The organism is Streptomyces griseoviridis (assembly GCF_005222485.1).
GTDB classification, from domain to species: Bacteria; Actinomycetota; Actinomycetes; order Streptomycetales; family Streptomycetaceae; genus Streptomyces; species Streptomyces hintoniae.
Genome location: NZ_CP029078.1, coordinates 4,093,805 through 4,113,985, shown reverse-complemented (window position 1 = coordinate 4,113,985; position 20,181 = coordinate 4,093,805). Strand labels below are relative to the sequence as shown.

The window sequence follows — 20,181 nt, the reverse complement described above, 5'->3', positions numbered from 1 at the left end:
CCCCGGCCTGCCGGTGAGGTGGGTCGGGGCGTTCCGGTGTCTGCCAGCAGGCTTCCTCACCCGGGAACGGCAGATAGCGGCCGGCCGCGCGGCACCGCTTGGACCAGCGGATCCAGCGCGCGTCGCGGGGAGTCGGGAGCCGCCAGACGTACGGGTCCGGTATCCGCACCTCGCGGGCGAGTTCGCGATCGTCCTCGGGACGAGTCCTACGCGGCCGGCGGAACATCGTCGCCCTCCGAGCCGGGAAGCCGGAACCTGGCCCACACGCACTTCGTGAACGGGTCCTGCCGGTGACCCCATTCGTCGGCCAGCGCCTCGACGAGGGCGAGGCCGCGGCCGCCTTCCTCGTCCGGGGTGGAGTGGTGGGGGAGGGGCAGCCGATCCCGGTCGGGGTCCGAGACCTCCAGCAGCAGGTCCCGCCCCTCCAGCGTCAGCGTGACCTTGACCTGGGCGTGCGTGACGCGGCAGTGGGTCACCGCGTTGGTGACGAGTTCGTTGGCCAACAGGACGACACAGTCGACGAGTTCGCCTGAGACGCCCCAGCCCGCGAGCGCCTTGAGCACGTGGTGGCGCGCGGTCGGGACGTGCCTTCGGTGTCTGGGGATGCGGAAGGTCTCGGTTGCGGGCATGGGGTGCCGTACCTCCTGACGTGCCGTCAAGATGCGCTCGCTGTGGGCGCCGCCATGAAGCTAGGGCGATTTTCCGTCGGCCCGCAATAGCCTTCAGTGAATACATTCACTCGTCCACTCGATCGAGTGACTCGACCCCAATGGGCGTTGCCTGTGTGTCATCGTGACCGCAGGAGAAGGGAGGGCCCATGCCCGCATCAGGACGACCGACCGTGCGCAGCAGGCGTCTGGGAACCGCGCTCAGGACGTACCGACTGGCCGCCAAGCTCGATCAGTTGGAGGCCGCGGACATCATCGCGGCAAGTCAGGCCCGCATCAGCCGCCTTGAGACCGGGCATGTCACCGCGCGCGTCATCGAGGTGCGGCTGCTGTTGGACGCGTACGGCATCAAGGACCCGGATGTCCGGGCCAAGTTGGAGGAGCTGGCCAAGCACTCCAAGAACCGGGGCTGGTGGTTGGAGCACGCGGCACATCTGCGACCTGACTATTTGGACCACATCGCGCTGGAGGACGACGCGACGTACATCCGCGAGTGGCAGCCGGTACTCGTCCCTGGGCTCTTGCAGACTCCGGCCTACGCTGAGGCGACGATCTCTGCTGGGCCGAACTACATTTCCCCAGAACAGCTGGAGCACTTGGTCATGGTCCGCGCGGGACGAAAGGCCAAGATCGATAGGGGTGATGCGGTCTATTCGGCCATCCTGTGGGAAGCGGTCATCGCTCATCCACTGATGAGTGTCGAGGTCCATCGGGATCAGCTGTCCGCGATCCTTGAGGTGGCGAAGCGACGGAACGTCACCTTGCAGGTGCTGCCTTTCAGCGCCGGTGCAATCGCCGGCTCGTCCTACGCGTTCTCCTCCTTCAGTTTCGACTCCGAGCCAGTCGTCGAGGCTGTCACCATGGAGAACCTCCTGGGCACCTCCATCATCGAGCCGCCCCAAGATCTCTCCCGTTTCAGCAATGCTTACGACCAACTACGTTCGGCGGCACTGTCACCCGAGGCAAGTGCACGGTTCATTCGCAAGGTGTTGGCCGACCTCGAGAAGGAGGCATCATGAACAGAGGTGTTGAAAACTTTCGGAAGTCGTCACACTCCTCGCAGGAGGGCAACTGCGTAGAGGTCGCCGACTCGGTTGGCGATGGCCGGGCAGCGATCCGCGACAGCAAGCACCCGGACGGCCCCCTCCTCACCCTCTCCGTCGAGAGTTGGCGGCGGTTTCTTCGGGCCGTCTGACGGGGGCGGGAATACGGATGGGAACCGGACGTGTTCCCACCCCCGTGACCACCGAACCGCCCCGCCCCGCCGTGCTGCGCTACACCGCCTTCTCCAGCGCCCCCGGCGGCGGCAACCCCGCCGGTGTCGTGCTCGACGCCCGTGGGCTCGGTGACGGTGACATGCTCGCCGTCGCCGCCGAGCTGGGGTACTCGGAGTCTGCGTTCCTCACGCCCGACCCGGGTGGGGACGCGCGGACCTTCCGCGTCCGGTACTTCAGCCCCAAGGCCGAGGTCCCCTTCTGCGGGCACGCCACCGTCGCCACCGCCGTCGCGCTCGCCGAGCGGATCGGGCCGGGTGAGCTGGTCTTCGAGACGCGCGCCGGTACCGTCCCGGTCGTGGTCACCGAGGACGGCGGCGCCCTCCGCGCCACCCTCACCAGCGTCGAGCCCTACGTCGAGGACATCGACGGCGCCGACGTCGAGGAGGCGCTCGCCGCGCTCCGCTGGCCCGCCGCCGATCTCGACCCGGCCTTCCCGCCGCGCGTCGCGTTCGCGGGGGCCCGGCATCTCGTCCTCGGCGCGGCGACCCGCGCCCGACTCGCCGACCTCGACTACGACTTCGCCCGCCTCGAAGCCCTGATGCGCCGACTCGACCTGACCACCGTCCAGTTGGTGTGGCGGGACGACACCGGAACCGGCACCGGCACGGTCTTCCACGTCCGGGACCCGTTCCCCGTCGGCGGGGTCGTCGAAGATCCCGCGACCGGCGCCGCAGCGGCCGCTTTCGGCGCCTACGCGCGGGAGTTGGGGCTCGTCGCCGAGGACGCCGTGCTCACCCTGCGGCAGGGGGAGGACCTCGGCCGGCCCGGTGAGCTGACCGTCACCCTCCGGGCGGGCGACCCGCGCGTGCGCGTCGGCGGGACCGGCGCGCGCATCGACCACTGAGGCGGGACGGGACGAGACGGGACGGGACGACGGAGGGCGCCCGGCGGTTCGTCGGAACCGCCGGGCGCCCTCCGTCTCGTCCGTCGCTGTCGCCTTAGCCGCTACAGCTTCTCGATCACGTAGTCCACGCAGCGCGTCAGCGCCTCGACGTCCGCCGGGTCGATCGCCGGGAACATCGCCACCCGGAGCTGGTTGCGGCCCAGCTTGCGGTACGGCTCGGTGTCGACGATGCCGTTGGCGCGCAGCACCTTCGCGACGGCGCTCGCGTCGATCTCGTCCGCGAAGTCGATCGTGCCGATGACCTGTGAGCGCTTCGCCGCGTCCGTGACGAACGGCGTCGCGTGCTTCGACTCCTCCGCCCAGCTGTACAGGCGGGTCGAGGAGTCCTTCGTGCGCGCCGTCGACCAGGCCAGACCGCCCTGCCCGTTGATCCACTTCAGCTGCTCGTCGAGGAGGAACAGGGTGGCGAGCGCGGGCGTGTTGTACGTCTGGTTCTTGCGGGAGTTGTCGATCGCCGTCGGCAGGCTGAAGAACTCCGGGACGTGCCGGCCCGACGCGTGGACGCGCTCGGCGCGCTCGATCGCCGCCGGGGAGAACACGCCGATCCACAGGCCGCCGTCGGAGGCGAACGACTTCTGCGGCGCGAAGTAGTAGACGTCCGTCTCCGCGATGTCGACCGGCAGGCCGCCCGCGCCGGACGTGGCGTCCACCAGGACGAGCGCGCCCTCGTCGGCGCCCGCCACCCGCTTGATCGGGGCGGCGACACCCGTCGACGTCTCGTTGTGGGTGAAGGCGTACACGTCGACGCCCGCCTCCGCGCGCGGCTCCGGGTGGGTGCCCGGGTCGGCGGAGACGATCGTCGGGTCGGCCAGCCACGGCGCCAGCTTGGCCGCCTTCGCGAACTTCGAGCTGAACTCGCCGAACGTGAGGTGCTGGGACTTGGAGGAGATGAGACCGTGCGTCGCGATGTCCCAGAACGCGGTCGAGCCGCCGTTCCCGAGGACGACCTCATAGCCGTCCGGGAGCTGGAACAGCTCGGTCACGCCCTCGCGCACCGAGCCGACCAGGTTCTTCACCGGTGCCTGGCGGTGGGAGGTGCCCAGCAGGGACGTGCCGGTCGCGGCGAGGGCGTCCAGCGCCTCCGTCCGCACCTTGGAGGGTCCCGCGCCGAAACGTCCGTCCGCGGGCTTGATGTCAGAGGGGATCTGGATCTCAGCCACGCAGGGAGGGTATCCGCTGGAGGAAACGCGGGCGAAACGTCGTCCGTCGGGTGAGACGCCGCCGGTGGGGGGAGGGAACCTGGAGCCCCGTACCCGCCGGTCCGATGGTCTTGAGGTGAACGCATGTCGGAACGTGACGCGTCGCTCGAAAGGGAGCTGCGCGACGCCGTCCGCGGTGACGTCGGGTTCGACGTCACCTCCCGGGCCCTGAACACCATGGACGCCTCCAACTACCGGCGGGTCCCGCTCGGCGTCGTCGCGCCCGTCGACGCCGACGACGTCGCCGCCGTCCTCGCCGTCTGCCGCGCGCACGCCGTGCCCGTCGTCCCGCGCGGCGGCGGCACCTCCATCGCCGGGCAGGCCACCGGCACCGGCGTCGTCCTCGACTTCACCCGGCACATGAACGGCCTGCTCGCCCTCGACGCCGAGGCCCGCACCGCCGTCGTCCAGCCCGGCCTGGTCCTCGACCGGCTCCAGGCCGCCGCCGCCCCGCACGGCCTGCGCTTCGGCCCCGACCCGTCCACACACGGCCGCTGCACCCTCGGCGGCATGATCGGCAACAACTCCTGCGGCTCGCACAGCGTCGCCTGGGGGACCACCGCCGACAACGTGCACAGCCTCGACGTCCTCACCGCGCGCGGACGACGGCTGCGCGCCGGACGCGGGTGGGCCGGCGCCCCCGACGGACTGCGGGCCCTCGTCGAACGGGACCTCGCCCTGCTGCGCACCGGGTACCCGGAGCTGCCCCGACGCATCTCCGGGTACGCGCTCGACGCGCTGCTGCCCGAGAACGGCGTCGACGTCGCCCGCTCCCTCTGCGGCTCCGAGGGCACCCTCGGCGTCGTCACGGAGGCCGTCGTGCGGCTCGTCGAGACGCCGGCCGCGCGCGCCCTCGCCGTCCTCGGGTACGCCGACGAGAGCGCCGCCGCCGAGGCCGCCGCCGGGCTGCTGCCGCAGGGGCCGCTCACCGTGGAGGGGATGGCCGCCGACCTGGTCCCGGCGTCCGGCGCCGGGCTGCCGCGCGGCGGCGCCTGGCTGTTCGTCGAGACCGGCGGCGCGAGCGACGGCGAGGCACGCGCGCGTGCCGACGCGATCGTGCGGGGCGCCGACTGCCTCGACGCGCGCGTCGTCACCGATCCGGCCGGGCAGCGCGCGCTGTGGAGCGTCCGCGAGGACGCCAGCGGCACCGCCACCCGGACGCCCGGCGGCTCGGAGGCGTGGCCCGGCTGGGAGGACTGCGCCGTGCCGCCCGCCCGGCTCGGCCCCTACCTGCGGGAATTCCGGAAACTCCTCACCGCGCACGGGCTGCGCGGCACCCCCTACGGGCACTTCGGCGACGGCTGCATCCACGTCCGCATCGACTTCGACCTGCTCACCGAGGCGGGCGTGGCCCGGTTCCGGCGGTTCTCCGAGGAGCTGGCCGCGCTCGTCGTCGCGCACGGCGGCTCCCTCTCCGGTGAGCACGGCGACGGGCAGGCCCGCGCGGAACTCCTCCCCGCGATGTACGGCGACGACCTGGTCGCGCTGTTCGCGCGGGCCAAGGGGGTGTGGGACCCCGACGACCTCCTCAACCCCGGCATGCTGGTGCGGCCCGACCCGCTCGACAGCAACCTGCGCTTCGCCGTCCTGCCGCGCGAACCCGTCGACGTCGCCTTCGGGTACCCGTCCGACGCCGGGGACTTCTCGGCCGCCGTCCGCCGCTGCGTGGGCGTCGCGAAATGCCGGACCACCGAGACGGCGGGCCCCGCCGTGATGTGCCCGTCCTTCCGTGCCACCGGCGAGGAACGGCACTCCACCCGCGGCCGGGCCAGGCTGCTGCACGAGATGCTCGCCGGGGACGTCGTCACCGACGGCTGGCGCTCGACGGAGGTCAGGGACGCGCTCGACCTCTGCCTGTCCTGCAAGGGCTGCCGCTCGGACTGCCCCGTCGAGGTCGACATGGCCACCTACAAGGCGGAGTTCCTGCACCACCACTACGCCGGACGACGCCGTCCCGCCGCCCACTACTCGATGGGGCTGCTGCCCCTCTGGCTGCGCTGGGTGACCCGCACCCGGACCGCCACCGCCGTCAACGCGCTGGCCCGGGTGGGCGTCCTCGCCCGGCTGGCGAAACGGGCGGCGGGAATCGCGCCCGAACGACAGATCCCGGAACTGGCGAGCGAGACGTTCAGCACGTGGTGGGCGCGGCGGGGGAGGGCGGACGGGGGGAAGGCCGGCAGGGGGCGGGCCGGCAGGGGGCAGGCGGACAGCGGGAGTGGCAGCGGGAGTGGCAGCGGGAGAGGCGAAGACGCGGGCGTGGGCGGGACCGGAGCCGGGGCGGGGGCCGGGGCCGGGACCGGGGCGGGGGCCGGGGCCGGGGCCGAGACCGGAGCCGAGACCGGAGCCGGGGCGGGGACCGGGGCCGGAGCCGAGACCGGGACCGGGGCCGGGGCCGGGCCGCTCGTCGTGCTGTGGCCCGACACCTTCACCGAGCACCTCTCGCCGTCCGTGGGGCGGGCCGCCGTGCGCGTCCTTGAGGCGGCCGGCATCACGGTCGTCCTGCCGCCGACCCGGCGCTGGACGACCGGGCGGATCGCCGACGGCCACACCCGCCTCCTCAACCCGTTCGCCCCGCGCGGCCGGGTCTGCTGCGGCCTGACCTATGTCTCCACCGGCCAACTCGACCGCGCGCGAGCCGTGTTGCGCCGCACCCTCGACCTCCTCGCCCCGATCCTCGACGACGACGGCGCCGACGGACCGCCGCTCGTCGTCCTCGAACCGAGCTGCGCCGCCGCCCTCCGCACCGACCTGCCCGAACTGCTCCACGACGACCCGCGCGCGGCCCGTCTCGCCGCCCGCGTCCTCACCTTCGCCGAGGCCCTCGAAAGCCTCGCGCCCGGCTGGACCCCGCCCGCCGTGGACCGTCCCGTCGCCGGGCAGACCCACTGCCACCAGCACGCGGTGCTCGGCGACGCGCCGGACCGCAGGCTGCGCGAGGCGGCGGGACTCACCGGCGAACTCTCCGGCGGCTGCTGCGGCCTCGCGGGCAACTTCGGCTTCGAGAAAAGGCACTTCGAGGTGTCGACGGCCTGCGCGGAGGAACAGCTCCTGCCCTCGGTGCGGGCCGCGACCGCCGCCACGGCGATCCTCGCCGACGGCTACTCCTGCCGCACCCAACTGTCCCAACTGGCGGGCATCAGAGGCACCCACCTCGCGGAAATCCTCGCGGAGGCCCTGCCGCGGACGCCGGGGGGAGCAGACGGGGGTGAGTGATCTCAGGCGCTCCGGACCATGAGGAGCTGAGGAGAGGTTCAGGGCAGGGTGCCTGGCATCTTGAAGGACGCCCAGACCGTCTTCCCGACGAGGTGCTCCGTGACCCCGAGGTCGTCGGCCACCTCACGGACGAGGAGCAGGCCACGGCCGGTGCACGCCTCGCTGTCCGCGTCCCGCGGGGTCGGAGTTCCGCCACCGCTGTCCCGGACACCGAGCCGGACGATCGTGTCGTCCCAGGAGACGGTCACGCTGTACTCCCGCCCCGGCGGTACGCCGTGCAGCACCGCGTTGGTGGCCAGTTCCGAGGCGCACAGCCGTATGTCGTCCAGCCGGTCGCGGCAGCCCCATTCCGTCAGGACCTGGACGACGAAGTCGCGGGCATCGCGCACGGAGGCGCGTGAACGGGGGAAACGGCGTTGCCGTGACAAGGGCACGAGAGGGCCACCGCCTTTGGCTCTGGGCGTTTGACGGCGTAACCTTATCGCTATTCGCGAAAGGTAGCTAGGTTGAGATGGATCGCACACGTGCCCCGTCAGCGGGGTCGCCTAACGTGTGACGCGGCAAGCTCGGGCAGAGGTCTTCGGGTGAGGGTGCGGGAGGGTGTTGTGGGTGTCGGTGGGTGGATCAGTACGTCCGTGCCGTATCTGACGCCGCGCGCGGCCGGGCAGGGTGACGCCTGGGCCGCCGAGGCGGCGGCTCGCGGGCGGCGCGGGACGCAGCGGATCGTGCGGGCCGGTGAGGTGCCCGCGCCCGCCGAGGTGGCCGGGCTCCTCGGCGTCGAGGACGGTGCGACGGTCGTCGTGCGGAGGCGGGTGATCCTCCTGGACGACGAGCCGAGCGAACTGACCGACACCTACTACCCGCTCGCCATCGCCCGGGGCACCGGACTCGCTGGCACCGCCAAGATCCCCGGCGGCGCCGTCACCCTCCTCGCGGACCTCGGCCACGTCGGCGCCCTCGTCCGGGAGGACGTCACGGCGGACCTCCCCGACGACGACGAACGGCACGCCCTGCGGACCGCCCCGGGCGAGCCGGTGCTGCGGCTGACCCGAGTCACCCTGGACCGCGACGAGCGCCCCCTCCAGGTCGACCGCATGGTCATGCCCGCACGACGGCAACGGCTGCGCTACGAGATCAGGATCGGGTGACGACGATCGTGCCCAAGGCCGACCCGGAATCCTTCGACCGCCGTTCGCTGCACGAACGCATCGCGGCCGACCTGCGCGACGACATCATGAGCGGGGAGCTGCCGCCGGGGGCCAGTCTCCCGTCCACCGCACAGCTCAAGACCCGCTTCGACGCCTCGAACGCCACCGTGCAGAAGGCGCTGCTGCTCCTCAAGGACGAGCACCTGGTGGTGGGGCGCGCGGGCGCCGCGGTGACCGTCCGTGAACACCGCCAGCGCACCGTACGTCCGGCGGCCTCCCTCGCGCCCGCCGGAGCCGGCGAGACGCACCGCTGGCTCACCGAGGCGGCACGCCACGGTACGCACGCCCGCAGCGAACTTCTGGACGTCGGGGAGAGGCGTCCGCCCGCAGATGTCCGAGCCGCCCTCGGGCTCGCCGAGGACGGCACGGCGCTGCTGCGCGCCCAGCTCCTGCTGATCGACGACGAACCCGCCGAACTCGTCTCGTCGTACTACCCGTTGGACATCGCTCGCGGTACGCCCATGATGGACCGGCGCAAGATCAGAGGCGGCACTCCGGTCCTCCTGGACGCGCTCGGCCACCCGCCCCGCCGCAGCGTGGACCGCGTCTCCGCGAGGATTCCCACCCGCGAGCAGTACGAAGCCCTGCGCCTCACCAGCAGCCTGCCCGTCCTGCGCACCCTCCGGGTCGTCCACACCGATGGCGCCGACGGTGAACGCCCCATCGAGGTCAGTGTGATGGTCAAGGCCGGTCACCTGTACGAGGTGGAGTACGAGTTCCGGCCCGAGTGACGGCAGCGCCCCGCTGGCTCCGTGAGTGGTGAGTGCCACCCCTGACAGTGGTGTCATCAGTTCACACACCTGACCGAGTCCACTACCCTGGACTCAGAAGTCCATCGCACTGCACGAACCGCACCCGCCCGTCAGGCCCGAGCCCCCGTGGAACGCCCGTGAGCACCCCCGACGCAGCAGTCGCAGCCGCCGCCCAGGCGCCGTCCTCCCCTTCCGCCGCCGCGTCCCACGTCCCCGAACCCGGTCGCCGGGGCTCCCTCGGCCCGGTCGGGCTGGTGCTCGCCGGGGGGATCTCCGTGCAGTTCGGCGCCGCGCTCGCGATCTCCCTGATGCCCAGGGCGGGCGCGCTCGGCGTCGTCTCGCTGCGGCTGCTGGTCGCCGCGATCGTGCTGCTCCTGGTCTGCCGGCCCCGGCTGCGCGGCCACTCGCGGGCCGACTGGGGCACCGTCGTCGTCTTCGGCGTCACCATGGGCGCCATGAACGGCCTCTTCTACCAGGCCGTCGACCGCATCCCGCTCGGCGCCGCCGTCACCCTGGAAGTGCTCGGGCCGCTCGCCCTCTCCGTCCTCGCGTCCCGCCGCGCCGTCAACGCCGTCTGGGCCGCCCTCGCCCTGGTCGGCGTCTTCCTCCTCGGCGGCGGAGGCTTCGACACCCTCGACCCGGTCGGCGTCGCCTACGCGCTCGGCGCCGGTGCCATGTGGGCCACGTACATCCTGTTCAGCGCCCGCACGGGACGCCGCTTCCCACAGGCCGACGGGCTGGCGCTCGCCATGGCCGTGGCGGCGGTCCTCTTCCTGCCGCTGGGCATCGCCGAGTCCGGCTCGAAGCTCCTGGACCCGACGACGCTGCTGCTCGGCGCGGGCGTCGCGGTGCTCTCCTCCGTGCTGCCCTACACGCTCGAACTCCTCGCCCTGCGCCGCCTCCCGGCCTCCACCTTCGCCGTCCTGATGAGCCTGGAACCGGCGATCGCGGCGACGGCCGGCTTCCTCGTCCTGCACCAGGCGCTCTCCGCGACCCAGGCGCTCGCCATCGCGTTCGTCGTCGCGGCCAGCATGGGCGCGGTGCGGACCCAGGTGGGACGGCGGCGCCGGACGCGGGCGAAGGCCCGGGACACGGGCAGGGGCGAGGGCGACGGTGACGGTCGTCGGGTTCAGGCCTCGGGCGAGTGATCCCCGCCCGGCGGCCTGCCTGGGCATCCGTGCCGTCGTTACCCTGGACCGGTGATCGGCAACCTTGAGTCGTTCCAGGACGAGCTGGCTGCCAGCGGGTTTCCGCCGCTGGTCAACAAACTGGCCGGGGCCGGCTTCCGGGGCGGGATCGCCACCTGTGACCTCGGGCCGCTGCGGCTGGTCTCCCTCGACACCCCCGAGAGCGCCTGCGTCGGGCGGGAGCGCGACGCCTCCGACGGCGAGCACCTGGCGGTCAAGGTGATGACCCGGGGCCGGACGCGGATCGAGCAGGGGCGCAGCGACGCCGACCTCGGGCCGACCGACCTGGTCCTGCTCGACCCCACCCGCGCGCTCCGGTTCGAGAGCACCGCCGCGGCGCACGTCACCATCCTGGTGCCGCGCCGGGAGCTTCGGATCAGGCCCGCGCAGATCGACCGGCTCGTCGGCAGACGCATCGACGGCAGCCACGGCCCGGGTGCCCTCGTCTCCGTGCTGGCCCGGGAGTCGGCGCGGTCGGCGTCCGCGTTCCGCGAGGCGGAGGCGCTGCGGTCGGCGGCGGCCGTCGTCGAGCTGATCGCCGTCGCACTGGAGTCGCGGCTCGGCGACGAACAGCCGGCCCCCGACGAGTGGCTGCGGAGCCGGATCGTCGGCTACATCGAGACCCGGCTCGCCGATCCCGGTCTGTCCCCGCCCGGCATCGCCGCCGCCCATCACATGTCCGTACGCCGGCTGCACAAGCTGTTCGAGGACCAGCCGCTCACCGTCGCGGCCCTGATCCGCCGTCGCCGCCTGGAGCGCTGCCGGGCCGAGCTGACCGGAAGCGGACGCACGGTCACCGCCGTGGCCGCCCGGTGGGGATTCTCCGACCCCACCCACTTCAGCAAGCTCTTCAAGGCGACGTACGGCTACAACGCCCGTGCACTGGTGACCAGCAACCGTGCGCGGACGACCAGGACGCGCCCGGCCGGCCGGGACAAGGATGGTGGTGACCAAGGCAGGCACGAGCAATAGGAGACGTCATGGCGAAGGTCAACATCGTCCGCCCCGGTGAGGGCGAGATCCTCGGCAGCGGGGCGCAGCGGATCCGCATCCTGGAGAACGGCGAGCACACCGACCACCGGCTGGGGTTCGCCGAGGTCACCATCCCGCCGGGCACCCCGAGCCCGTTGCAGCATCGCCACGCCCAGCACGACGAGGGTTTCTACGTGCTGGCGGGGACGTTTAGGTTCACCGTCGGCGAGGACCACCACGACGCCGGGCCGGGCACCTGGGTCATCGTGCCGGCCGGGGCGCCGCACACGTTCGCCAACGTCGGCGACGAGAACGCCGTCATGCTGAACACCTTCACGCCTGACCTGTACGTGCAGTACTTCCGCGACTTCAAGGCCATGATCGATTCCGGGCAGCCGGTCAACGCCGAGACCATGGGGCCGCTCTGGAAGAGCTACGCCACCGAGATCTCGGACCAGTACGCCTCGTGAAGCGCCCGCTGTGCGACCGCTGCGGCGACCGCGCAGGGCGGTGACCCTGGGCCGCCTACGCGGTGGTGGCGATGCCGCCGTCGACCGGGATCACGGCCCCCGTCAGGTACGCGCCCGCCCGGCCGGCGAGGAACACCGAGACGCCCGCCATGTCGTCGTCGCGGCCGATCCGGCGCAGGGGGGCCGCCGCCGCGATCGCCTCGCCGAACTCGTCGAGGGTCGCCGCCATCATCGTCGACGGGAACGGTCCGGGCGCCACGGCGTTCACGGTGACGTGCTGCGGTCCCAGTTCCTTGGCGAGCACCCGGGTGAGCTGGTGCAGGGCGGCCTTGCTGCTGGAGTACGAGTAGTTGGGCCGCTGGGGGATGTGGATGGCGGCGATGCTGCCGATGTTGATGATCCGCGCGGGATCGTCGGCGGTGCCCGCCTCGCGCAGTGCCGGCAGCAGCGCCTGGACCAGCCAGAACGGCGACTTCAGGTTGAGGTCGACGACCGTGTCCCAGGCCTCGTCCGGGAACGTCTCCAGCGGCTCGTCCCACAGGGCGCCCGCGTTGTTGACGAGGATGTCGAGGCGCTCCGAGCCGGCCGTGACCAGGTCGGACAGTCGCCGGCACTCGTCGTGGCGGGACAGGTCGGCGGGGACGGCCCGCACCTCACCGAACGCGGACAGCTGTTCTCGCGCCCGAGCGCACGCCTTTGCGTCGCGTGAGCTGATGACCACGCGGGCGCCCGCCTGGAGGAGGCCACGCGCGATCATCATTCCGATGCCCCGGGTGCCACCGGTGACGAGCGCGCGCTTTCCTCGCAGACTGAAGAGTTCCGCATGGGGTGTGAAGGGGTGGTCCACCACGTGCCGCCGTTCCTGTCGGTTTGTTGTCGGTGCTTGTCAGCGCTTGTTAGCGCTTGTCGGTCCTACGGGATGACGCGTCGACGCCGTCGCCGCGTCGGGTGTGGGGTTCGGCCTCCTCGCCTGTGCGGTTCAGCCGGCTCGACGCTATGACCTTGGAGTGCACTCCAAGCAAGCGGGCAAGCAAGCAGGCAAGCGAGCGGAGCCCGGTCCCGGTGGGCCAGGTCCAGCCCCCGCCGGGCCACCCCTCCCGGCCTCACCCCCTCGCATCAATTCATGCAAGCACGCTTGCTTGTTTATCGCGCCCCTGCCATGCTCCCCCTCATGGCCGACCCGACGCCCGTCATCGACGACCTGTGTGCGGAGAGCGACGAACTCGATCTGCTCGTCGCCGAGTTGGCGCCCGAGTCGTGGACGCTCGCGACTCCCGCGCCCCGTTGGAGCATCGCGCACCAGATCGCCCATCTCGCCTGGACCGACCACTCCGCCCTGCTGGCCGTGACCGACCAGGACGGCTTCCGTGTGCTGGTGGAGAAGGCCCTCGCCGCCCCCGAGTCGTTCGTCGACGCCGGTGCGGAGGAAGGGGCCGCGCTGCCGCCCGCCGAGCTGCTCGCGCGGTGGCGGGCCGGGCGGTCCGCGTTGGCGCGGGCCCTGCGCGACGCCCCGCCCGGCGCCCGCTTCCCCTGGTACGGGCCGCCGATGTCGGCCGCGTCCATGGCCACCGGGCGGCTGATGGAGACCTGGGCCCACGGCCAGGACGTCGCGGACGCGCTCGGCGTGGTCCGGGTGCCGACCGAACGGCTGCGGCATGTCGCGCACATCGGCGTCCGGGCCCGCGACTTCGCCTTCGCCGCCCGTTCGCTGGCCGTCCCCGCCGAGCCGTTCCGGGTCGAACTCACGGCTCCCGGCGGCGAGTTGTGGGGGTACGGGCCCGAGGACGCCGCGCAGCGGGTCACCGGGCCCGCCCTCGACTTCTGTCTGCTGGTCACCCAGCGCGCCCACCGCGCCGACCTGGCGGTCACCGCCACCGGCCAGGACGCCGACCGCTGGCTCGACATCGCCCAGTCCTTCGCGGGCCCGCCGGGGCCCGGACGCCCGCCGAAGGGGGCCGCCGCGTGACCGCGCCCCTGCGGATCGGCAACGCCTCCGGGTTCTACGGCGACCGCTTCGACGCGCTGCGCGAGATGCTCACCGGCGGTGAACTCGACGTCCTCACCGGCGACTACCTCGCCGAGCTGACCATGCTGATCCTCGCCAGGGACCGGCTGAAGAACCCCGACGCCGGGTACGCGCGCACGTTCCTGCGGCAGTTGGAGGAGGGGCTCGGGCTCGCGGCGGAGCGCGGGGTGCGGATCGTCGTCAACGCCGGTGGCCTCAACCCGGCCGGACTCGCCGTCGCCGTACGGGAGTTGGCCGAGCGGGTCGGGGTGCCCGCCCGGGTCGCGCATGTCGAGGGGGACGATCTCACCGCCGCGCACCCCGGCAGCCTCGCCGCCCACGCCTACCTCGGCGGGTTCGGGATCGCCGCCTGTCTGACGGCCGGCGCGGACGTCGTCGTCACCGGGCGGGTGACGGACGCGGCGCTGGTCACCGGGCCCGCCGCCGCCCACTTCGGCTGGCGGCCCGACGACCACGACCGGCTCGCGGGGGCCGTCGTCGCCGGGCATGTCCTGGAGTGCGGGACGCAGGCCACCGGCGGCAACTACGCCTTCTTCGGCGAGGTGCCGGGCGGGCTCGGGCGGCCCGGGTTCCCGCTCGCCGAGATCCACGAGGACGGCACCGCCGTCATCACCAAGCACCCCGGCACCGGCGGGATCGTCGACGTCGGCACGGTCACCGCCCAACTGCTCTACGAGACCGGCGGCGCCCGCTACCCGGGGCCCGATGTCACCGCCCGCCTCGACACCGTGCGGCTCGTCCAGGACGGGCCCGACCGGGTCAGGATCGAGGGCGTGCGCGGCGAGGCACCGCCGCCCGACCTCAAGGTCGGCCGCAACCGGCTCGGCGGCTTCAGGGGCGAGGTCGTCTTCGTGCTCACCGGACTCGACATCGACGCCAAGGCCGACCTGGTGCGCGCCCAGATGGCCGACGCGCTCGCCAAGTCGCCCCCGAAGGAGGTGCGGTGGGAGCTGGTCCGCACCGACCGGCCCGACGCGCCGACCGAGGAGACCGCGAGCGCACTGCTGCGGCTCGTCGTCCGGGACGCCGAACAGGCCGTCGTCGGACGGTCGTTGAGCGGTGCCGCCGTCGAGCTGGCCCTCGCCAGCTACCCGGGCTTCCACGTCCTCGCGCCGCCGGGGAAGGGCACGCCCTACGGCGTCTTCGAGGCCGGGTACGTGCCGCAGTCCGACGTCCGGCAGGTGGCCGTCCTGCCCGACGGGCAGCGCCACCCCGTGCCGCCGCCCGCCGCCACCCTGGCCCTCGCCGCGCTCCCGCCGCCCGCGCTGCCGAAGCCGCTGCCCGCCGGGCCGGTGCGGCGGGCGCCGCTCGGCCTGGTCGCCGGGGCCCGCAGCGGCGACAAGGGCGCGGACGCCAACGTCGGGGTGTGGGCCCGCACCGAGGACGCCTGGCGGTGGCTCGCCCACGAACTCACCGTCGAGCGGTTCGAGGAGCTGATCCCGGAGAGCCGTGGACTGCCCGTCACCCGGCACGTCCTGCCCCGGCTGCGCGCCCTGAACTTCGTCGTCGAGGGGATCCTCGGCGAGGGCGTCGCCGCCCAGCACCGCTTCGACCCGCAGGCCAAGGCGCTCGGCGAATGGCTGCGCGCCCGCCACCTCGATCTGCCGGAGGCCCTGCTGTGACCGTCCTCCCCACCGCGCTCGACGTCACGGGACAGGACTACCGTGACCACCGCGCGGCCATGCTCGGCAAGCTCGCCGACCTCGACACCGAGCACGCCAAGGCGCTCGCGGGCGGCGGCGTCAAATACGTCGAACGGCACCGCAAGCGCGGCAAGTTGCTCGCCCGGGAGCGCATCGAGCTGCTCCTCGACCCGGACACCCCGTTCCTCGAACTGTCCCCGCTGGCCGCCTGGGGCAGCGAGTACACCGTCGGGGCCTCCCTCGTCACCGGCATCGGGGTCGTCGAGGGCGTCGAGTGCCTGATCACCGCCAACGACCCGACCGTGCGCGGCGGCGCGAGCAACCCCTGGTCGCTGAAGAAGGCCCTGCGCGCCAACGACATCGCGCTCGCCAACCGGCTGCCCTGCGTGAGCCTCGTCGAGTCGGGCGGCGCCGATCTGCCGTCCCAGAAAGAGATCTTCATCCCCGGCGGCGCCATCTTCCGTGATCTGACCCGGCTCTCGGCGGCCGGCATCCCCACCGTCGCCGTCGTCTTCGGCAACTCCACGGCGGGCGGCGCCTACATCCCCGGCATGTCCGACCACGTCATCATGGTCAAGGAGCGCGCCAAGGTGTTCCTCGGCGGGCCGCCGCTGGTGAAGATGGCCACCGGCGAGGAGAGCGACGACGAGTCGCTCGGCGGCGCCGAGATGCACGCGCGGGTGTCGGGTCTCGCCGACCACTTCGCCGTCGACGAGCGGGACGCGCTGCGCCAGGCGCGGCGGGTGGTGGCCCGCCTCAACCACCGCAAGGCGTACGGCGATCCGGGTCCGGCCGAGCCGCCCCTGTACGACCCCGACGAACTCCTCGGGATCGTCCCCGGCGACCTCAAGGTGCCCTTCGACCCGCGCGAGGTGATCGCCAGGATCGTCGACGGCTCCGACTTCGACGCGTTCAAGCCGCTGTACGGGACCAGCCTGACGACCGGCTGGGCCCGCCTGCACGGCTACCCGGTCGGCGTCCTCGCCAACGCGCAGGGCGTGCTGTTCAGCGAGGAGTCGCAGAAGGCCGCCCAGTTCATCCAGCTCGCCAACCAGCGCGACATCCCGCTGCTGTTCCTGCACAACACCACCGGCTACATGGTCGGCAAGGAGTACGAGCAGGGCGGCATCATCAAACACGGCGCGATGATGATCAACGCGGTCGCCAACAGCCGGGTCCCGCACCTGTCCGTCCTGCTGGGCGCCTCCTACGGCGCCGGGCACTACGGCATGTGCGGGCGCGCCTACGACCCGCGCTTCCTGTTCTCCTGGCCCAGCGCCAAGTCAGCCGTCATGGGCCCGCAGCAGCTCGCCGGGGTCCTGTCGATCGTCGCCCGCCAGTCCGCGCTCGCGAAGGGGCAGCCGTACGACGACGACGCGGACGCCGCCCTGCGCGCCATGGTGGAGCGGCAGATCGAGTCGGAGTCGCTGCCGATGTTCCTGTCCGGGCGGCTCTACGACGACGGCGTCATCGACCCGCGCGACACCCGCACCGTTCTCGGCCTGTGCCTGTCCGCCGTGCACACCGCGCCCTACGAGGGCGCGCGCGGCGGCTTCGGCGTCTTCCGGATGTGAGGCCCATGATCTCCACCCTGCTCGTCGCCAACCGGGGCGAGATAGCCCGCCGCGTCTTCCGCACCTGCCGTGCGGCGGGCATCCGCACGGTCGCCGTGCACGCGGACCCCGACGCCGACGCCCCGCACACCCGGGAGGCCGACCTGGCGGTCAGGCTGCCCGGCGCGACCCCCGCCGAGACGTATCTGCGCGGCGACCTGATCGTGCGGGCGGCCCTCGCCGCGGGCGCCGACGCCGTCCACCCCGGCTACGGCTTCCTCTCCGAGAACGCCGGCTTCGCCCGCGCCGTCCTCGACGCGGGCCTGGTCTGGGTCGGCCCGCCGCCCGAGGCGATCGAGGCGATGGCGTCCAAGACCCGCGCCAAGGAGCTGCTGGGCATCGCGCCCCTCACCCGTGTCACCGCCGCCGATCTGCCGGTCCTGGTGAAGGCGGCGGCGGGCGGCGGCGGGCGCGGCATGCGGGTGGTGCGCCGCGTCGAGGAGCTGGACGGCGCGCTGGCGGCGGCGCGCGCCGAGGCCGCGAGCGCCTTCGGGGACGGCGAGGTGTTCGTCGAGCCGTACGTCGAGGGCGGCCGCCATGTCGAGGTGCAGATCCTCGCCGACGGCCACGGCACGGTGTGGACCCTCGGCACCCGCGACTGCTCCCTCCAGCGCCGCCACCAGAAGGTGATCGAGGAGGCACCCGCACCCGGCCTGAGCGCCGAACTCGTCGACGAGATCAGCGCGTTCGCGGAGCGGGCGGCGCGCGCCGTGTCGTACGTCGGCGCGGGCACCGTCGAGTTCCTGCTCGACGGCGACACCGCCCACTTCCTGGAGATGAACACCCGCCTCCAGGTCGAACACCCGGTCACCGAGGCCGTGTTCGGCATCGACCTGGTCGCGCTGCAACTGCGGATCGCGGAGGGCGCGGCCCTGGAGAGCGCGCCACCGCCCGCGCGCGGCCACGCCGTCGAGGCCCGCCTCTACGCGGAGGACCCGGCCCGCGACTGGGCCCCGCAGACCGGCACCCTGCACCGCCTCGCCGTCCCCGAGGGCGTCCGCCTGGACAGCGGGTACGGCGACGGCGACACCGTCGGCGTCCACTACGACCCGATGCTCGCCAAGGTGATCGCGCACGCCCCGACCCGCGCGGAGGCGCTGCGCACGCTGGCGGGCGCCCTGGAGCGGGCGACGATCCACGGCCCGGTCACCAACCGCGACCTGCTGGTGCGGTCCCTGCGCCATGACGCGTTCACCTCGGGCCGCCTCGACACCGGGTTCTACGACCGCCATCTGACGGCCCTGACCGCCCCCGACCCCGACCCGTACGCGCCGCTCGCGGCGGCCCTCGCCGACGCCCACGGCCGCTCCCGGTTCGGCGGCTGGCGCAACCTCGGCTCCGGGCCGCAGACCAAGCGGTACGCGGTCGACGGCGAGGAGCACGAGGTCCACTACCGGCACACCCGGGAGGGCCTGGCCGCCGACGGCGTCCGGGTGATCCACGCCGACGCCGCTCTCGTCGTCCTCGAAGTCGACGGCGTCAGGCGGCGGTTCGCGGTGGCCAGGTACGGCGACCGGGTCCAGGTGAACGCCACCGCCCTGACCGCGCTGCCCCGCTTCCCCGACCCGGTCGCCCCGCTGGCCCCCGGCTCCCTGGTGGCGCCGATGCCGGGCACCGTCGTCCGGGTGGCGGAGGGGCTGGCGCCCGGCGTGGAGGTGAAGGCGGGCGAGCCGCTGCTGTGGCTCGAGGCGATGAAGATGGAACACCGCGTCACGGCCCCGGTGACGGGCACGCTGACCGCGCTCGAGGTCGCCCCCGGCCGGCAGGTGGCGGTGGGCACGCTGCTGGCGGTGGTCCGCCCCGGGTAGCGGCCCACGCCCTCCCCCCTCGCACAAGGAGCAAGGCGCCGCACCGCGAGACCCGTCCCCCCGTCCCAAGGAGCCCCATGCCCACCCTGCTGGAATCCGACGAACACCAGGCACTACGCACCGCGGTCTCCGCCTTCGGGCGGCGCTACGGCCGCGACTACCTCACCCGCGTCCAGGAGGAGGGCGGCTACCCCAAGGACCTCTGGCTGGAGGCGGCGGCCCTCGGCTACATCGGCGTCAACCTCCCCGAGCGGTACGGCGGTGGCGGCGCCGGCATCACCGAACTCTCCATCGTCCTGGAGGAGTTGGGCGCGGTCGGGGCGCCGCTGCTGATGATGATCGTCTCCCCGGCGATCTGCGGCACGGTGATCTCCCGGTTCGGCACCGACGCGCAGAAGGACGAGTGGCTGCCCGCCCTCGCCGACGGCACCCGCCTGATGGCGTTCGGCATCACCGAGCCCGACGCCGGCTCCAACAGCCACCGCATCACCACCACCGCCCGCAGGGACGGCGCGGACTGGCTGCTCACCGGCCGCAAGGTGTTCGTCTCCGGGGTCGACATCGCCGACGCCACCCTGATCGTCGGCCGCACCGAGGACGCCCGCACCGGCTCCCTCAAACCCTGCCTCTTCATCGTCCCGCGCGACGCCGACGGCTTCACCCGGCGCCCCATCGACATGGAACTGAACGCGGCGGAGAAGCAGTTCGAGCTGACCCTCGACGAGGTGCGGCTGCCGCAGGAGGCGCTCGTCGGCGACGAGGACGCCGGACTGCTCCAACTGTTCGCGGGACTCAACCCGGAGCGTGTGATGACGGCCGCGTTCGCGATCGGCATGGGCCGCTACGCGCTCGGGCGGGCCGTCGAGTACGCCCGTGAACGCACCGTGTGGAAGACCCCGATCGGCGCCCACCAGGCCATCGCCCACCCCCTCGCGCAGGCCCACATCGAACTCGAACTCGCCCGCCTGATGACCCGGAAGGCGGCCCTGCTGTACGACGCGGGCGACGACGTCGGGGCCGGCGAGGCCGCCAACATGGCCAAGTACGCGGCCGGGGAGGCGTGTGTGCGCGCCGTCGACCAGGCCGTGCACACCCTCGGCGGCAACGGACTCACCCGCGAGTTCGGGATCGCCTCCCTGATCACCGCGGCCCGGGTCGCCAGGATCGCCCCGGTGAGCCGGGAGATGATCCTCAACTACGTCTCCCACCAGAGCCTCGGCCTGCCCAAGTCGTACTGACCG

18 protein-coding genes are annotated in these 20,181 nt (G+C 73.0%); 14 read left to right on the top strand and 4 right to left on the bottom strand.

Going from position 1 to position 20,181, the window contains the following annotated elements; genetic code table 11:
* Positions 1–206 precede the first annotated feature (206 nt).
* Positions 207–629, bottom strand: coding sequence for an ATP-binding protein (locus DDJ31_RS17330; protein WP_127179381.1), 423 nt, complete (start codon positions 627–629; stop codon positions 207–209).
* Positions 630–817: 188 nt separating this feature from the next.
* Between DDJ31_RS17330 and DDJ31_RS17325 the strand changes: the two genes are divergently transcribed.
* The 3 genes from DDJ31_RS17325 to DDJ31_RS17315 are packed head-to-tail and all read left to right on the top strand — an operon-like array spanning position 818 to position 2,789.
* Positions 818–1,687, top strand: a complete 870-nt coding sequence (locus DDJ31_RS17325) for a helix-turn-helix domain-containing protein (protein ID WP_127179382.1) — start codon at positions 818–820, stop codon at positions 1,685–1,687.
* Entirely contained in the window at positions 1,684–1,863 is a 180-nt protein-coding gene (locus DDJ31_RS17320) for a DUF397 domain-containing protein (RefSeq protein ID WP_127179383.1), read from the top strand. Before DDJ31_RS17325 ends, DDJ31_RS17320 begins: the two co-directional genes overlap by 4 nt.
* 44 nt (positions 1,864–1,907) lie before the next feature.
* Complete coding sequence (locus DDJ31_RS17315; RefSeq protein ID WP_127179384.1) at positions 1,908–2,789, top strand: PhzF family phenazine biosynthesis protein; 882 nt, start codon at positions 1,908–1,910, stop codon at positions 2,787–2,789.
* Positions 2,790–2,890: 101 nt separating this feature from the next.
* Here the strand turns inward: DDJ31_RS17315 and serC are convergent, their stop codons facing one another.
* Positions 2,891–4,009 carry a phosphoserine transaminase gene (gene serC, locus DDJ31_RS17310; protein ID WP_127179385.1) on the bottom strand — a complete coding sequence of 373 codons (1,119 nt, stop codon included), beginning with the start codon at positions 4,007–4,009 and terminating at the stop codon, positions 2,891–2,893.
* A gap of 123 nt (positions 4,010–4,132) precedes the next feature.
* Here serC and DDJ31_RS17305 point away from each other — a divergent pair, with 123 nt between their 5' ends.
* Positions 4,133–7,261 (top strand): FAD-binding and (Fe-S)-binding domain-containing protein, encoded by a 3,129-nt coding sequence (locus tag DDJ31_RS17305; RefSeq protein ID WP_127179386.1) that lies wholly within the window; start codon positions 4,133–4,135, stop codon positions 7,259–7,261.
* Between the two features lie 38 nt (positions 7,262–7,299).
* Here DDJ31_RS17305 and DDJ31_RS17300 read toward each other — a convergent pair whose 3' ends face one another.
* A complete protein-coding gene (locus tag DDJ31_RS17300) occupies positions 7,300–7,695 on the bottom strand; it encodes an ATP-binding protein (RefSeq protein WP_127179387.1) in 396 nt (131 codons plus the stop codon).
* A 171-nt stretch (positions 7,696–7,866) separates the two neighbouring features.
* Here DDJ31_RS17300 and DDJ31_RS17295 point away from each other — a divergent pair, with 171 nt between their 5' ends.
* The 5 genes from DDJ31_RS17295 to DDJ31_RS17275 all read left to right on the top strand — a co-directional run bounded on the left by DDJ31_RS17295 (position 7,867) and on the right by DDJ31_RS17275 (position 11,850).
* Positions 7,867–8,409 (top strand): GntR family transcriptional regulator, encoded by a 543-nt coding sequence (locus DDJ31_RS17295; protein WP_127179388.1) that lies wholly within the window; start codon positions 7,867–7,869, stop codon positions 8,407–8,409.
* Positions 8,406–9,200 (top strand): GntR family transcriptional regulator, encoded by a 795-nt coding sequence (locus tag DDJ31_RS17290; protein ID WP_240678176.1) that lies wholly within the window; start codon positions 8,406–8,408, stop codon positions 9,198–9,200. The genes DDJ31_RS17295 and DDJ31_RS17290 overlap by 4 nt, the downstream gene beginning before the upstream one ends.
* 158 nt (positions 9,201–9,358) lie before the next feature.
* On the top strand, positions 9,359–10,369 hold the full coding sequence (locus tag DDJ31_RS17285; protein ID WP_127179389.1) for an EamA family transporter: 1,011 nt from the start codon (positions 9,359–9,361) through the stop codon (positions 10,367–10,369).
* 51 nt (positions 10,370–10,420) lie between these two features.
* Entirely contained in the window at positions 10,421–11,380 is a 960-nt protein-coding gene (locus DDJ31_RS17280) for a helix-turn-helix domain-containing protein (RefSeq protein ID WP_127179390.1), read from the top strand.
* 8 nt (positions 11,381–11,388) lie between these two features.
* Positions 11,389–11,850, top strand: coding sequence for a cupin domain-containing protein (locus tag DDJ31_RS17275; RefSeq protein ID WP_127179391.1), 462 nt, complete (start codon positions 11,389–11,391; stop codon positions 11,848–11,850).
* Positions 11,851–11,905: 55 nt separating this feature from the next.
* Here the strand turns inward: DDJ31_RS17275 and DDJ31_RS17270 are convergent, their stop codons facing one another.
* Positions 11,906–12,700, bottom strand: a complete 795-nt coding sequence (locus DDJ31_RS17270; RefSeq protein ID WP_127179392.1) for an SDR family oxidoreductase — start codon at positions 12,698–12,700, stop codon at positions 11,906–11,908.
* A 321-nt stretch (positions 12,701–13,021) separates the two neighbouring features.
* Here DDJ31_RS17270 and DDJ31_RS17265 point away from each other — a divergent pair, with 321 nt between their 5' ends.
* The 5 genes from DDJ31_RS17265 to DDJ31_RS17245 all read left to right on the top strand — a co-directional run bounded on the left by DDJ31_RS17265 (position 13,022) and on the right by DDJ31_RS17245 (position 20,178).
* Positions 13,022–13,816, top strand: coding sequence for a TIGR03084 family metal-binding protein (locus DDJ31_RS17265; RefSeq protein WP_127179393.1), 795 nt, complete (start codon positions 13,022–13,024; stop codon positions 13,814–13,816).
* Positions 13,813–15,498, top strand: coding sequence for an acyclic terpene utilization AtuA family protein (locus DDJ31_RS17260; RefSeq protein ID WP_127179394.1), 1,686 nt, complete (start codon positions 13,813–13,815; stop codon positions 15,496–15,498). Before DDJ31_RS17265 ends, DDJ31_RS17260 begins: the two co-directional genes overlap by 4 nt.
* A complete protein-coding gene (locus tag DDJ31_RS17255) occupies positions 15,495–17,093 on the top strand; it encodes an acyl-CoA carboxylase subunit beta (RefSeq protein ID WP_127179395.1) in 1,599 nt (532 codons plus the stop codon). The genes DDJ31_RS17260 and DDJ31_RS17255 overlap by 4 nt, the downstream gene beginning before the upstream one ends.
* A gap of 5 nt (positions 17,094–17,098) precedes the next feature.
* Positions 17,099–18,940, top strand: a complete 1,842-nt coding sequence (locus DDJ31_RS17250; RefSeq protein ID WP_127179396.1) for an acetyl/propionyl/methylcrotonyl-CoA carboxylase subunit alpha — start codon at positions 17,099–17,101, stop codon at positions 18,938–18,940.
* A gap of 77 nt (positions 18,941–19,017) precedes the next feature.
* Positions 19,018–20,178, top strand: a complete 1,161-nt coding sequence (locus DDJ31_RS17245; RefSeq protein WP_127179397.1) for an acyl-CoA dehydrogenase family protein — start codon at positions 19,018–19,020, stop codon at positions 20,176–20,178.
* Positions 20,179–20,181 lie beyond the last annotated feature (3 nt).